Origin of the sequence: Polymorphospora rubra (assembly GCF_018324255.1) — a bacterium.
Lineage (GTDB): Bacteria > Actinomycetota > Actinomycetes > Mycobacteriales > Micromonosporaceae > Polymorphospora > Polymorphospora rubra.
Map to the genome: position 1 here is coordinate 4,473,599 of NZ_AP023359.1, position 13,902 is coordinate 4,487,500.

Genomic DNA, 13,902 nt, shown 5'->3' on the forward strand with positions numbered 1-13,902 from the left:
ACGGAACGGACCCGCCGGTGGGCGGGTCCGTTCCGTTCTGCCGTTCGCTGGCTGCCCCCGCTGGTGGCGGGTGGCGCCAGCTCAGAGCTTGGCTGGTGGGGTGAGGTCGGCGGCCAGGGCGGCCGGCGGCTGGTCCTTGGCCTTGCGCAGGGTGCCGGTCTTGCGGCCCCGCGACATGCGGCGTTGCGCGTACTCGGCGAGCTTGGACAGCGCGTAGTTGACCAAGATGTAGATCAGCGCGACCAGGGCGTAGACCTGGATCGGGTTTTCCAGGTTGAGGATGACGGTCTGGCTCTGCTTCAGCACTTCCTCGTAGCTGATGATGAAGCCGAGCGAGGTGTCCTTGAGGACCACGATGAGCTGGCTGATCAGGGCCGGCAGCATGATCCGGAAGGCCTGCGGCAGCAGGATCAGCCGGATGGTGGCGAAGCTGCTGAGGCCGATCGCCTCGGCCGCCTCCCGCTGGCCGCCGGGCAGCCCTTCCATGCCGGAGCGCAGGATCTCGGCGATGACCACGCCGTTGTACAGCGTCAGGCCGATGACCAGATACCAGAGGATCCGGCCGAGGTCGACCCCGAGGTCGGGCAGCGCGCTGGCGACGAAGAAGATCGTGATGACCACCGGCAGGCCGCGGAACACCTCGACGCAGAACCGGGTGATTCCGTTCAGGACCAGGGTCAGCGTCCGCAGCGCGATCGCGGTGGGCCGGCTGTGGTGGACGAAGCGGCGCTTCATCGTCGCCTTGAGCTGCACCCGCAGGACGGCCAGCGCGGTGCCGACCACGAGCGAGGAGACGATCGCCAGTGCCGCCGCGGTGAGGGTGGCCTGGAATCCCTGCCCGAGCAGCTTCCAGACCTGGGAGAAGACCTCGTTGGACGGGTCGATCAGCGGGCCCCACAGTTCCATGTCGAACTGACCCTGCTCGTCGAGCGGGCGGTAGACGAGGAAGTAGGCGCCGGCGGCGACCAGGACCGCGATGACCGCGCTCGCGATGAGGGTGACCCGCTTGGCGCGCGGGCCGGGGGCGTCGTAGAGGACGGACTGCTGGCTCATCGCGCGGCCACCGCCCGCCGTCGCTCGACCCGATCGAGGAACAAACCGAACGGCACGGTCATGATGAGGTAGCCGATCCCGATACCGATGAAGACGGGGATGATGGGCTCGCCACCCGCGCTGGTCAGGTTCTGCGCGGAGTTCGACAGGTCACCCGTCAGGCCGAAGAAGCCGGCCAGCGCGGAGTTTTTGATCATCGCGATGATGACGCTGCCCAGCGGCACGATCGCCGACTTCCAGGCCTGCGGCAGCACGACCAGCCGCAGGTTCTGCGAGAAGGTGAGGCCGATCGCCCGGGCCGCCTCGGCCTGGCCGGGCGGCACGGCGTTGATGCCGGAGCGGATCGCCTCGCAGACGAACGCCGCCGTGTAGACGCTCAACGCGATGATCGCGAAGCGGAAGTACGGCAGGTCGATGCCGAGCCGGCTGAAGATGCTCGACAGACCGGGGATCCGCAGGAAGTCGGCGTTGGAGCCGAGCGCCGGCAGGCCGAACGCGGCGAAGAAGAACACGATGGTCAGCGGACAGTTCCGGAACACCGTCACGTATGCGGTGCCGATCCAGCGCAGCGGCGGCACCGGCGAGATCCGCATGACCGCCACGATGGTGCCCAGGATCAGGGCACCGATCGCGGCGAGCACACAGAGCTGGAAGGTGAGCCAGAACCCTCCGACGAACACGTCGAAGTGTTCGACGAGCACACTCACGTACACACTCCCCTCTCACTCACCTTCCAGACTCCGTCTTTGGATCAGTAGCGGTTGATGGCCGGGCCGGTCGGGGTGTTCTCGTCGAACTTGCCGGCGGTGTCCTTCCAGGCCTTCTCGTACGTGCCGTCGCCGTAGAACTTCTCCAGCGCGTCGTTGATGAAGGTGCGGAAGGCGGTGTCGCCCTTCTTCAGGCCGATGCCGTACGGCTCGTCGGTGAACTTCTCACCGGCCAGCTTGAACTTGCCCTCGTTGCGGGCGACGAAGCCGAGCAGGATGACGTTGTCCGTGGTGACCGCGTCGACCTGGCCGCTGGCCAGCGCGTCCGCGCACTTCTGGTAGACGTCGAAGACGACGAGCTGCTGGCCCTCGTTGGCCAGGTAGGTCTTGATCGTCTCGGCCGGGGTCGAGCCCTGTACCGAGCAGACCTTCTTGTCGCCGGCCTTGAACGAGTCCGGTCCGGTGATCGAGGTGTCGTCGGCGCGCACCATGATGTGCTGGCCCGCGACGTAGTACGGGCCGGCGAAGTCGATGCGCTCCTTGCGCTTGTCGTTGATCGTGTAGGTCGCGATCACGATGTCGGCCTTGCCCTGCTCGATGACCTCTTCGCGGACCGCCGACGGCGTCTCGATGTACTCGATCTTGTCCTCGGGAATGCCGAGCTCGGTGGCGAGAGCCTTGCCGATCTCGACGTCGAAGCCGGCCGGCTTGCCGTCCAGGCCCTTCAGGCCGAAGCCGGGCTGGTCGAACTTGGTGCCGATGATGATCTTCTGCGCCTGGTTGAGGCGCTCCATCGTGCTGCCGGCCGCGAACTCCTTGCTGTCGGCGCCGGTGTCGCCACCGTCGCCGTCGCTGTCACCGCCGCCACAGGCGGCCACGGTCAGTGACAGTGCCGCCACCGTGGCCAGTGTCGCGATACGGGTTACGCGCATTGTGTTTCTCCTCCTCGAATGAGCCGGCGGCCCCGGTGGGCGTGCCTGCCTCTGCTGATGACGCCTCAGTGCGTCAGGATCTTCGACAGGAAGTCCTTGGCCCGGTCGCTGCGGGGGTTGGCGAAGAACTCGTCCGGGGGAGCGTCTTCGACCAGTTGGCCGTCGGCCATGAAGATGACCCGGTTTGCGACGTGGCGGGCGAACCCCATCTCGTGGGTGACCACCACCATCGTCATGCCCTCGCTGGCCAGCGAGGCCATGACGTCGAGCACCTCGCCCACCATCTCCGGGTCCAGCGCGCTGGTGGGCTCGTCGAAGAGCATCGCCTTGGGCTGCATGGCCAGCGCCCGCGCGATGGCGGCCCGCTGCTGCTGGCCGCCGGAGAGCTGGGCGGGGAACTTGTTGGCCTGGTTGGCGATGCCGACCCGGTCGAGCAGCTTCATCGCCCGGTCGCGGGCCGCCGCCGGCTTCTCGCCACGGACCTTGATCGGTCCGAGCGAGACGTTGTCGACGATGGTCTTGTGCGCGAACAGGTTGAACGACTGGAAGACCATGCCGACCTCGCTGCGCAGCTTGGCCAGCGCCTTGCCCTCGGCCGGCAGGGGTTTGCCGTCGAAGGTGATGGTGCCGCCGTTGATCGGCTCCAGCCGGTTGATCGCCCGGCACAGCGTGGACTTGCCCGAGCCGGACGGGCCGATCACCACGACGACCTCTCCCCGCTTGACGGAGAGATCGACCTGCTGGAGTACGTGCAGCGGACCGAACCACTTGTCGACCTTGTCAAGCACGATGAGTGGTTCAGTCTTTGTCGCCGTCATTCCAACCGTCCTGTCCGGTATTTGATCGAGGACATCAGTCCTGGATTGAGCCACTGTAGGCGGCACGGTGTGTCAGAAAGCAACTCGGATGGTCACGGAGCGATAACACACCCCACAAGCTGCCGCCGGGGCCGTCAACATGATCGTATGGCTTACCCGTCGGCCTCCTCCGCGATCTGGAACTGGTTGATCGACGCACCCGTACCCTCCCGCGACATCCGGGTGGCGCTGGCGGCGGTGCTCGGCCGACCGGTGGCGGTGTTCGGCGCCGGTAACCCGGCTGAGCTGCCCGGCGGTACGGTGCTGTGCGACGTCTGGATCGGCGGTGGTGACTTCCCCGTCCGCGTCGACTGCTACGCCGTGCCGGTCGAACCGGCCGAGTCGGCGGTGGCGGCGGCCTTCGCCCGACGCCTCGGCCGGGACTGCCTGTTGCCCGACGACACCCTCGATCCGGGCCGGCATCTGCTCGCCCGGCCCGACACGACAATCAGGCCGGTCCATATGAAGATCACTGAGGGTGAGGACGGCGACGATTACTCGGAACTCCGGATGTGCACACCCACCGATCCGTGGTGCCGCGACTGGGCCCGGTACGGCCCGTCCCGCTGGGCGCCGGGCGCCGTGATCACGGCCCGCGCCGCCGCCTGACCGCACCGCGGGCCGCCGGCCCGGGCCACCTGACCGCGCCGCCGCCCGCCGGTCGGGGCCGCCGGACCGACGCCGGGGCCGGCCGGCCCGCCCGGACCACGACCGCCGGCCCGGACGATGCCCGGCATCGCCCGATACTCTGTTTCTGCTATGACTACCGCGCCGAAGAGCAGCGTCCCGCGCACCTACCAGGTGCGGACCTACGGCTGCCAGATGAACGTCCACGACTCCGAGCGGATCTCCGGGCTGCTGGAGGCGGCGGGGTACACGCCCGCCGACGGGTCCGCCGACCCCGACGTGGTCATCTTCAACACCTGTGCCGTCCGGGAGAACGCCGACAACCGGCTCTACGGCAACCTCGGCCACCTGCGCCCGACCAAGCTCCGCCGGCCCGACATGCAGATCGCGGTCGGTGGCTGCCTGGCGCAGAAGGACCGCGGCGAGATCGTCCGCAAGGCGCCCTGGGTCGACGTCGTCTTCGGCACCCACAACATCGGTTCGCTGCCGGTGCTGCTCGAACGTGCCCGGCACAACGCCGCCGCCGAGGTCGAGATCCTCGAATCCCTCGAGGTGTTCCCGTCGACGCTGCCGGCCCGCCGCGAGTCGACGTACGCGGGCTGGGTGTCGATCTCGGTGGGCTGCAACAACACGTGCACGTTCTGCATCGTGCCCTCGCTGCGCGGCAAGGAGAAGGACCGGCGGCCCGGCGACGTGCTCGCCGAGGTACGGGCCCTGGTCGCCGAGGGCGTGCTCGAGGTGACGCTGCTCGGCCAGAACGTCAACTCGTACGGCGTCGAGTTCGGTGACCGGCTCGCCTTCGGCAAGCTGCTGCGGGCCTGCGGCGACGTCGACGGGCTGGAGCGGGTGCGGTTCACCAGTCCACACCCGAAGGACTTCACCGACGACGTGATCGCCGCGATGGCCGAGACGCCGAACGTCTGCCACTCGCTGCACATGCCGTTGCAGTCCGGCTCCGACGACGTGCTGAAGGCGATGCGCCGCTCCTACCGGGCCGAACGCTACCTCGGCATCATCGACAAGGTCCGGGCGGCGATGCCGGACGCGGCGATCACCACCGACATCATCGTCGGCTTCCCCGGCGAGACCGACGCCGACTTCGAACGGACCCTCGACGTCGTACGCGCCGCCCGGTTCTCGTCGGCGTTCACGTTCCAGTACTCCAAGCGGCCCGGCACCCCGGCCGCCACGATGGACGGCCAGCTGCCGAAGCAGGTCGTGCAGGAGCGCTACGAGCGGCTGATCGCCTGCGTCGAGGAGATCACCTGGGCGGAGAACCGCAAGCTGGTGGGGGAGACCGTCGAGGTGCTCGTCGCGGTCGGCGAGGGCCGCAAGGACCAGGCCACCGGCCGGATGTCCGGCCGGGCCCGCGACGGCCGGCTGGTCCACTTCGACACCGGCGGGCTCGCCGGGCGGATCCGCCCCGGCGACGTCGTGCACACCACCGTCACCTACGCCGCCCCGCACCACCTCAACGCGGACGGGGCACCGCTGTCGCACCGCCGTACCCGGGCCGGTGACGCCTTCGAGGCCGGCCGCACCCCGCGTACCCCCGGGGTCCTGCTCGGCCTGCCGACGGTCGGCGCACCGCCCGCGGCGCCGGTGCCGGCGAGCGCCTGCGACCGCTGACCCGGATCCGCGAAAGGGGCACCGTCCGCGCGGACGGTGCCCCTTTTCAGCGGTACGTCAGCTGGCCTGCTCGGCCAGGGCGAGGAACTGCTTCTTCGAGGCGAGAGCCTGCTCGGCCTCCCTGATCCGCTTCGCGTCGCCGGCGGCCTGGGCCCGGGCCAGCCGCTGCTCGGCCTCGGCGACCTGCTCCCGCATCTGGACCAGCAGCGGGTTCGCCGACGGCTCGGTGCGCCGCCAGGCGGAGTCCATCGCGACGCGTACCTTCTCGTCGATCGCCCGCAGCCGGCGGTCGAGACCGGCCGCCGCCTCCCGGGGCACCCGGCCCGCCTCGTGCCACTGGCCCTGGATCTCGCGCAGCTTGGCCTGCGCCGCGCGCGGGTCGCCGTCGACGTCCAGCGCCTCCGCCTCGGCCAGCAGCGCCTGCTTGCGTTCGAGGTTGCCGCGCTGCTCGGCGTCGCGGGCCGAGAAGACCTCGCTACGCCGGGAGAAGAAGGCGTCCTGGGCGGCGCGGAACCTCTCCCACAGCCGCTGCTCGGCCTCCTTGGAGGCCCGCGGCGCGGCCTTCCACTCGCTCATCAGGTCCTTGAGCCGGTTGGCCGTGGCCGCCCAGTCGGTGGATTCGGCCAGTGACTCGGCCTCGCGGACGAGCTCGTCCTTGGCGCCCTGGGCCTGCTTGCGCTGGGCGTCCAGAGTGGCGAAGTGCGCCCCGCGCCGGCGGGTGAACCCGTCACGGGCGGCGGCGAACCGCTTCCACAGTTCGCCGTCGGTCTTCTTGTCGACGCCCCGGATGGACTTCCACTCGTCGAGAATTTCCTTGAGCCGGTCACCGGCGGACTTCCAGCCGGTCGACTCGGCCCCCAGCTTCTCGGCCTCCTCGACCAGGGCGGTCTTGCGGGCCACCGCCTCGGTCCGGGCCGCGTCCCGGGCGGCCCGCGCCTCGCCGGCCTTCTGCTCGGCGGCGGCGGCGAGCTTGTCGAGCCGCTCGGTCAATCCGTCGATGTCGCCGACGACGTGCGCCTCGGCGAGCGTCGTCCGCAGCCGCTTGACGGTGGTCAGCGAGTGGGCCGCGTCGGCCGCACCCGAGTTGAGGCGCGCCTCGGTCAGATCGACCTCGGTCACCAGGTCGGCAAAGCGGCGCGCGAAGTGGGCCAGACCTTCTTCGGGTGCGCCCGCCTGCCAGGAACCGACGACGCGCTCCCCTTCGGCGGTCTTGACGTAAACCGTGCCGTCCGCGTCAACCCGTCCGAAGGTCGTCCAGTCGCTCATGTGCCCATCCTCGTTCTCCCGGCGCCACCGGGCGGTTCAGCCCGGCGATGGCCGCCACAGCGCAGTGAGATTGCAGCGAAGTTTCCCAGGGGCATTCTCACAGGTCCGCCCCGGTCCGCGTCGAGCGCCTGGGAGCGACCGTGACCATACGGTGTCCTAGTCGGCCCCGACGGGTGTATGGGCCGGTGTACAGTCGCCGGCCCGCTACGGTGGTGCCGTGTCCCTGGTCGCCGCTGCCGTCTGCCCACACCCGCCGGTCATCGTCCCCGACATCGCGGGTCGGGCGGCCCCCGAACTCGACGATCTTCGTACGGAGTGTGACGCGGCGGTCGCCCGACTCGTCGGTTCCGGCGCCCGTACGCTGGTCGTCGTCGGTGTGAATGATGAGCAAAAAAGGTATTCATCCCCTTTCATCGGTTCTTTCGCTCCGTGGGGAGCGCCGATGACGGTGACCGTCGGCGCGCCCTCCACGAACGGGGCTGCCGCCCCCGCGGACGGTGCTGCCCCCGCGGACGGGCCGCTGCCGCTCAGCCTGCTCGTCGGAGCCTGGCTCCTCGACCGGGCCGGCCGACCGGCCACCGCCACCCCGCCGACCACCGCCACCCCGCCGACCACCGCCACCCCGCCGACCGCCGTCGCGGCGGCGCCCACCGTCGCGATGGTGACGGTGGCCGCCGGTGCCGGCCCGGCGGACTGCGCCACCCTCGGCGCCCGGCTCCACGCCGAGGCCGGCGACGAGCCGTGGGCGCTGCTGGTGATGGGCGACGGGTCGGCCTGCCGGGGCCAGAAGTCACCCGGATACGACGATCCGCGCGCGCGGGCGTACGACGACGGGGTCGCCACGGCCCTGGCCGGCGCGGACGTCGACGCCCTGCTCGACCTCGACCCGACACTGTCAACCGAGCTGCTGGTCGCCGGGCGCGCGCCGTGGCAGGTGCTCGCCGGCGCCGCGGCCGCGGCCGGCCGACCGTGGCGTGGGCGGGTGTCCTACCACGACGCTCCGTACGGGGTCACCTACCTCGTCGCCACCTGGGCCCCGGCATGACCGCGGCACCGGACCGGCCGAACCCGACCGGCCCGGCCGGCGAGCCGGTGGTGGTCCCGGTCGCTGGTCCGGCGGGAGGCCCGGTCGCCGGTCCGGCGGGAGGCCCGGCCGGCGGGCCGGCGGTGGTGGCGGTGGTCGGGCCGACGGCCGCCGGCAAGTCGGCGCTGAGCATCGCGCTGGCCCACGCGCTTCCCGGCGAGGTGGTCAACGCCGACTCGATGCAGCTCTATCAGGGCATGGACATCGGCACCGCCAAGCTCACCGTCGCCGAACGCGAGGGCGTGCCCCACCACGTGCTGGACATCTGGGACGTCACCGAGCCGGCCAGCGTCGCCGAATACCAGCGTCTGGCGCGGGCCGCCGTCGACGACATCCGGGCCCGCGGGCGGGTGCCGCTGCTGGTCGGCGGCTCGGGACTCTACGTACGCGCCGTACTCGAGGAGTTCGAGTTCCCCAGCACCGACCCGGACCTGCGGCGACGGCTGGAGGACGAACTCGCCGCCACCGGCCCGGCGACGCTGTACGCCCGGCTGCGCGCCGCCGACCCGGCCGCCGCCGAGAAGATCCTGCCCGGCAACGGCCGGCGGATCGTGCGCGCGCTGGAGGTGATCGAGCTGACCGGCCGGCCGTTCACCGCCGCCCTGCCCGAACCGAAGCCGTTCTACGACAGCGTGCAGATCGGCGTCGACTTCGACACCGCCGTACTCGACGACCGGATCGCCCGCCGGGTCGACGCGATGTGGGCGGCCGGGCTGGTCGACGAGACCCGCCGACTCGCCGAGGTCGGCCTGCGTGACGGCCGTACGGCCGGCCGGGCCCTCGGCTACCAGCAGGTCCTGAACTTCCTCGACGGCGTGGGCACCGAGGCGGACGCGCACGACGAGACGGTACGGCTCACCCGCCGGTTCGTCCGCCGGCAGCGGTCCTGGTTCCGCCGCGACCCGCGCGTCCACTGGCTCGACGCAACCCGGCCCGACCTGCTGCCGGCCGCCCTCACGGCGGTCCGGGCGGCTCGGGGATGATGGGACCGTGCAGTTCACCAAAGGCCACGGCACCGGCAACGACTTCGTGATCCTCGACGACCCGGAGGGGCGCCTCCGGCTCACGCCGGAACTCGCCGCCGCCCTGTGCGACCGACGCCGGGGCATCGGCGGTGACGGCGTACTGCGGGTCGTCCGGGCCGCCAACCACCCGGCCGCGGCCCGGTACGCCGACCGGGCCGAGTGGTTCATGGACTACTGGAACTCCGACGGCTCGCTGGCCGAGATGTGCGGCAACGGCGTACGCGTCTTCACCCGCTACCTGTCGTCGATCGGCGTGACCGGCTCGCCGGACACCGGCCTGCCGGTGGCGACCCGGGCCGGCGTCGTGCGCGCGCTCGTCGGGCCCGACGAGATCGCCGTCGACATGGGCCGACCCCGGGTGTACGACACCAGCACCGCGACCCTCGACGGGCTGGTGCTGCCCGGCGCGGCCGTCGACTGCGGCAACCCGCACCTGGTCTGCGCCCTGCCCCCCGACGTCGACCTGGCCGCGCTCGACCTCACCCGGGCGCCCGGATTCGACCGGGCACTGTTCCCGGCCGGGGTCAACGTCGAGTTCGTGACGCCCGGCGAACCGGTTGCCGGCACCGACCTGCACACCCTGATGCGGGTCTACGAACGCGGCTCGGCCGAGACCCTGTCGTGCGGGTCGGGCGCCTGCGCGGTCGGCGCGGTGGCGCTGCGCGACGCCGGGCTGGACACCGGCGTGGTGGCGGTCGACGTGCCGGGCGGCCGGCTGACCGTCACGATCGACGAGTCGACCTGCTGGCTGGCCGGCCCCGCCGTTCTGGTCGCCCACGGCGAGGTCGACGAGGACGCCCTCCCGCGCTGACCGACCCGCGGCTGCTCCCCGTCCCGGGTCTGCTGCACGCGTGCGAACCTGCCGCGTCGCGCGCGGGATGGTCGTGTCGCGCGGGTTGGTCGTGTCGCGCGGGTTGGTCGCGTCGTGCGGGTTGGTCGCGTCGTGCGGGTTGGTCGCGTCGCGCGGGTTGGTCGTGTCGCGCGACCGGGTGGCCGCGCTGCTCGCGCGGGTTTGCGCGGATCAAGGGACAAAGCGTGCCGTGCTTTCCCGGCGCACACTCTCCTGACGGCGGCGGGACTGCGGTTTCGTGATTGTCTGCGGTTCAGGCATTCGACACGCCGGGATCGGAGCGCCTGAGCCGCAGACGATCACGACCGAACGCACGTCAGGGGCCGGGAGGCGGAGTACCGCTGTCGCGCTCCACAGCGAATTCGGGGTCTTCGCGCTTATCTGTGGGTGTGTTTGGTGTGGTGTGTGTGGCGCATGCCGTTCCCGGTCTAGGTTCTCGGCTTGTCGAGGGTCGAGTTCCAGGGATCGGGGAACGGCATGCGTGGTGTCAGGGTATGGCAACGGTTGCTCGGGGTTGAGCGGGCGGTGGTGGAGCGGGTGGAGTGGTCTGAGGAGGGGGGTGATGGGGGCGGGTTCGTGGTGGCGCATGTGCGGTTGCATGCGGGGGCGAGGTCTCGGTGTGGGGTGTGTCGGCGGCGGTGTGTGGGTTATGACCGGGGTGAGGGGCGGCGTCGGTGGAGGGCGCCGGATCTGGGGACGGTTCGGGTGGTGATCGAGGCGGATGCGCCGAGGGTGTCGTGTCGGGTGCATGGGGTGGTGGTGGCGGCGGTGCCGTGGGCACGGCACGGGGTGGGTCACACGTTGGCGTTTGACGAGATGGTGGCGTGGCTTGCGACGGTGGCGTCGAAGTCGGCGGTGCGGCAGTTGATGCGGGTGGCGTGGTCGACGGTCGGCGCGATCGTGGCGCGGGTGTGGGCTGACACCGGTGGTGCGGTGGATCGGTTTGCGGGGTTGACCCGGATCGGGATCGATGAGATTTCGTACCGGCGGGGTGAGAAGTATCTGACGGTCGTGGTTGACCATGACAGTGGCCGGTTGTTGTGGGTTCATCCGGGCCGTCACGAGGCGACGTTGAACCTGTTCTTCGATCTGCTGGGTCCGCGGCGGTGTGCGGCGTTGCGGTTGGTGTCGGCTGATGGGGCGCCGTGGATCGCACGGGTGGTGGCCAGGCGGTGTCCGCAGGCGGTGCGGTGTGCTGATCCGTTCCATGTGGTCGCCTGGGCTGTGGACGCGTTGGACGTGGTGCGTAGGCAGGCGTGGAACAACGCCGTGGGCCGGGTCCGGGGTCCGGCGAAGGGCGGGCCGGGTGGGCGGGGTGTGTCAGCGGAGTTGAAACGCTGCCGGTGGGCGTTGTGGAAGAACCCGGAGAACCTAACCCAGAAGCAGACCGCCCAACTGGCGTGGATCGCCCGGACCGATTCGCGTCTACACCGTGCCTACCTACTCAAGGAGGGCCTGCGATATGCGTTCACGGTCAAGGGCCAGGCGGGCAGGGAAGCGATCGACCGATGGATCAGTTGGGCCCGACGCTGCCGGATCCCGGCGTTCGTCGACCTGTCACGACGGATCGTCCGGCACCGCGACGCGATCGACGCGGCACTGGACCACGGCCTGTCCAACGCCCTGGTCGAAAGCACCAACGCCAAGATCCGCCTGATCATCCGGATGGCGTACGGCTTCCGCAACATCGACGCGCTCATCTCGATGGCCCTGCTCAGCCTCGGAGGACACCGACCGACCCTACCCGGCCGGACACGACCACCCACCCTGCCCCAACCCACCCACGGATGAGTAAGAAGACCCCGAATTCGCTGTGAATACGCCGAATTCGCTGTGGGCCGCGACAGCAACACCCCGCAGACGCCACCCGACCGGTCCGGTTGGCGGGTCGCCCCGGTCACCGCTCGGGCCGACCCGCCAGCGACCCCACCCGCAAGGCTCCGGCGCTTACCGAGTCGGATTAATCCGGTCAAAACGTCAACGACGGGCCCGGTATCCACGTGCGAACGCGGGGCTACGTGTTCTCACCCGCCGATCGAGGAGTAATCGTGCCTGCTCTGTCCTGATTCGGCCCACGATTACTCCAAGATCGGCGGGCACCCGGCGGCCGATGCGCTGGGAGCCCGCGCGCTGGGAGCCCGCGCGCCGGGAGCCCGCGCTGGGAGCCCGCGCGCCGGGGCGGTGGGGAGGCGGGACGGGGGCCGGGCGCTCGGGAACCGGTGAGTCAGCTGGCCAGGGGAGGGGTGGGGGCGGCGGCCTCGGCGGCCTTCTCGGGCAGGTCGGTCGGGCCGGGGTCGGCGGCCGGCGGCCGCGCCGGGGCCTGGGCGGCGGCCCGCACGGCGGCGGCCACGGCCGGCGCGACCCGGGCGTCGAACACGCTCGGCACGATCACCGTCGGGTTGATCTTTTCTTCGCCGACCACGTCCGCGATGGCCCGGGCCGCCGCGATCGCCATCTCCTCGGTGAACTGCTCCGCGTGCGCGTCGAGCATGCCGCGGAACACGCCGGGGAAGGCGAGCACGTTGTTGATCTGGTTGGGCTGGTCGGAGCGGCCGGTGGCGACCACGGCGGCGTGCTTGCGCGCCTCCCGGGGGTCGACCTCGGGGTCGGGGTTGGCCAGCGCGAAGACGATCGAGCCGGGCGCCATGGTGGCGATGTCGTCGCCGGTGAGCAGGTTGGGGGCGCTCACCCCGATGAAGACGTCGGCGCCACGGACGGCGCCGCGCAGGTCGCCGGCGTACCCGTCGCGGTTGGTGTTCTCGGCCAGCCACCGCCAGGCCGGGTTGAGGTCGGGCAGGCCGGGGTGCAGGGCGCCCTGGCGGTCGTACGCGATGATGTCGCCGACGCCCTGCCGCAGCAGCAGCTTCATGATCGCGGTGCCGGCGGCGCCGGCACCGGAGACGACGACCCGGACGTCGGCCAGCCGCTTGCCGACGACGCGCAGCGCGTTGGTCAGGGCGGCCAGCACGCAGATGGCGGTGCCGTGCTGGTCGTCGTGGAACACCGGGATGTCCAGCAGGTCACGCAGCCGGGACTCGATCTCGAAGCACCGCGGCGCGGCGATGTCCTCCAGGTTGATGCCGCCGTACGCGGGTGCGATCGCCTTCACGATGGCGACGATCTCGTCAGGGTCCTGGGTGTCGAGTACGACCGGCCAGGCGTCGACGCCGCCGAACCGCTTGAAGAGGGCGGCCTTGCCCTCCATGACGGGAAGAGAGGCGGCCGGGCCGATGTTGCCCAGTCCGAGGACCGCGGATCCGTCGGTGACGACCGCGACCGTGTTGCGCTTGATGGTCAGCCGGCGCGCGTCGTCGGGGTTCTCGGCGATGGCGAGGCAGACCCGCGCGACCCCGGGGGTGTACGCCCGGGACAGTTCGTCACGGGTGCGCAGCGCCACCTTCGGCGACACCTCGATCTTGCCGCCGAGGTGCAGCAGGAACGTCCGGTCGGACACCTTGCGTACGTCGACCCCGGGCAGGTCGACCAGCGCCTTGACGACCTGGTCGGCGTGGGCCGAGTCGGCGGTGTCGCAGGTCAGGTCGACCACGACGGTGTTCGGGTCGGAGTCGACGACGTCCAGCGCGGTGACGATGGCGCCCGACTCACCGACGCAGGTGGTGAGCCGGCCGATCGCCGAGGCGTCGGCGGTCACGCCGATCCGGATGGTGATCGAGAAGCCGGCGCTGGGCAGGCGGGTCGTCGCCACGGGGGTCCCTCCGTCGTTGGATGCGGCCGGCGGGCCGCGGGGATGTCGGGTCAGAGCCGCGGCCGGCGGGACCGCGGGTGGGCGACCACCGGTCGCCACATGGCATTGTCGCGCGGCACGTCCGAGCCGTCGCCGACCCCCGGGTTACCGGTGAGTCACCTCATCC

The 13,902-nt window shown here is 71.0% G+C and carries 12 protein-coding genes; 6 read left to right on the plus strand and 6 right to left on the minus strand.

All coding sequences use genetic code 11. The annotated features are described in order from the left end of the window. Positions 1–81: 81 nt before the first annotated feature. The 4 genes from Prubr_RS20215 to Prubr_RS20230 all read right to left on the minus strand — a co-directional run bounded on the left by Prubr_RS20215 (position 82) and on the right by Prubr_RS20230 (position 3,510). Positions 82–1,053: an amino acid ABC transporter permease gene (locus Prubr_RS20215; protein ID WP_212816497.1), complete on the minus strand. Its 972-nt coding sequence runs from the start codon at positions 1,051–1,053 to the stop codon at positions 82–84. Next, positions 1,050–1,760: an amino acid ABC transporter permease gene (locus Prubr_RS20220; protein WP_212816498.1), complete on the minus strand. Its 711-nt coding sequence runs from the start codon at positions 1,758–1,760 to the stop codon at positions 1,050–1,052. The genes Prubr_RS20215 and Prubr_RS20220 overlap by 4 nt, the downstream gene beginning before the upstream one ends. A gap of 44 nt (positions 1,761–1,804) precedes the next feature. Next, entirely contained in the window at positions 1,805–2,692 is an 888-nt protein-coding gene (locus tag Prubr_RS20225) for a glutamate ABC transporter substrate-binding protein (protein WP_212816499.1), read from the minus strand. 65 nt (positions 2,693–2,757) lie between these two features. Further along, a complete protein-coding gene (locus tag Prubr_RS20230; RefSeq protein WP_212816500.1) occupies positions 2,758–3,510 on the minus strand; it encodes an amino acid ABC transporter ATP-binding protein in 753 nt (250 codons plus the stop codon). 147 nt (positions 3,511–3,657) lie between these two features. Here Prubr_RS20230 and Prubr_RS20235 point away from each other — a divergent pair, with 147 nt between their 5' ends. Together Prubr_RS20235 and miaB are read left to right on the plus strand one after the other, a co-directional pair. Then, positions 3,658–4,158 (plus strand): hypothetical protein, encoded by a 501-nt coding sequence (locus tag Prubr_RS20235; protein WP_212816501.1) that lies wholly within the window; start codon positions 3,658–3,660, stop codon positions 4,156–4,158. A gap of 150 nt (positions 4,159–4,308) precedes the next feature. After that, positions 4,309–5,805: a tRNA (N6-isopentenyl adenosine(37)-C2)-methylthiotransferase MiaB gene (gene miaB, locus Prubr_RS20240; protein ID WP_212816502.1), complete on the plus strand. Its 1,497-nt coding sequence runs from the start codon at positions 4,309–4,311 to the stop codon at positions 5,803–5,805. A gap of 57 nt (positions 5,806–5,862) precedes the next feature. On the opposite strand, the gene Prubr_RS20245 is transcribed toward miaB, so the two are convergent. Beyond that, complete coding sequence (locus tag Prubr_RS20245) at positions 5,863–7,071, minus strand: DUF349 domain-containing protein (RefSeq protein ID WP_212816503.1); 1,209 nt, start codon at positions 7,069–7,071, stop codon at positions 5,863–5,865. Positions 7,072–7,288: 217 nt separating this feature from the next. Between Prubr_RS20245 and Prubr_RS20250 the strand changes: the two genes are divergently transcribed. The 4 genes from Prubr_RS20250 to Prubr_RS20265 all read left to right on the plus strand — a co-directional run bounded on the left by Prubr_RS20250 (position 7,289) and on the right by Prubr_RS20265 (position 11,821). Continuing rightward, a complete protein-coding gene (locus Prubr_RS20250; RefSeq protein ID WP_212816504.1) occupies positions 7,289–8,116 on the plus strand; it encodes a class III extradiol dioxygenase subunit B-like domain-containing protein in 828 nt (275 codons plus the stop codon). Next, positions 8,113–9,138 (plus strand): tRNA (adenosine(37)-N6)-dimethylallyltransferase MiaA, encoded by a 1,026-nt coding sequence (miaA, locus tag Prubr_RS20255; RefSeq protein WP_212816505.1) that lies wholly within the window; start codon positions 8,113–8,115, stop codon positions 9,136–9,138. Before Prubr_RS20250 ends, miaA begins: the two co-directional genes overlap by 4 nt. Positions 9,139–9,145: 7 nt before the next feature. Then, the gene (gene dapF / locus Prubr_RS20260) at positions 9,146–9,991 is read left to right on the plus strand and encodes a diaminopimelate epimerase (protein WP_212816506.1); all 846 of its coding nucleotides are present in this window, start codon (positions 9,146–9,148) and stop codon (positions 9,989–9,991) included. Positions 9,992–10,507: 516 nt separating this feature from the next. Further along, complete coding sequence (locus tag Prubr_RS20265; RefSeq protein WP_212828295.1) at positions 10,508–11,821, plus strand: ISL3 family transposase; 1,314 nt, start codon at positions 10,508–10,510, stop codon at positions 11,819–11,821. 433 nt (positions 11,822–12,254) lie between these two features. Here Prubr_RS20265 and Prubr_RS20270 read toward each other — a convergent pair whose 3' ends face one another. Then, positions 12,255–13,736: an NAD-dependent malic enzyme gene (locus Prubr_RS20270; protein WP_212816507.1), complete on the minus strand. Its 1,482-nt coding sequence runs from the start codon at positions 13,734–13,736 to the stop codon at positions 12,255–12,257. Between the last annotated feature and the right edge of the window lie 166 nt (positions 13,737–13,902).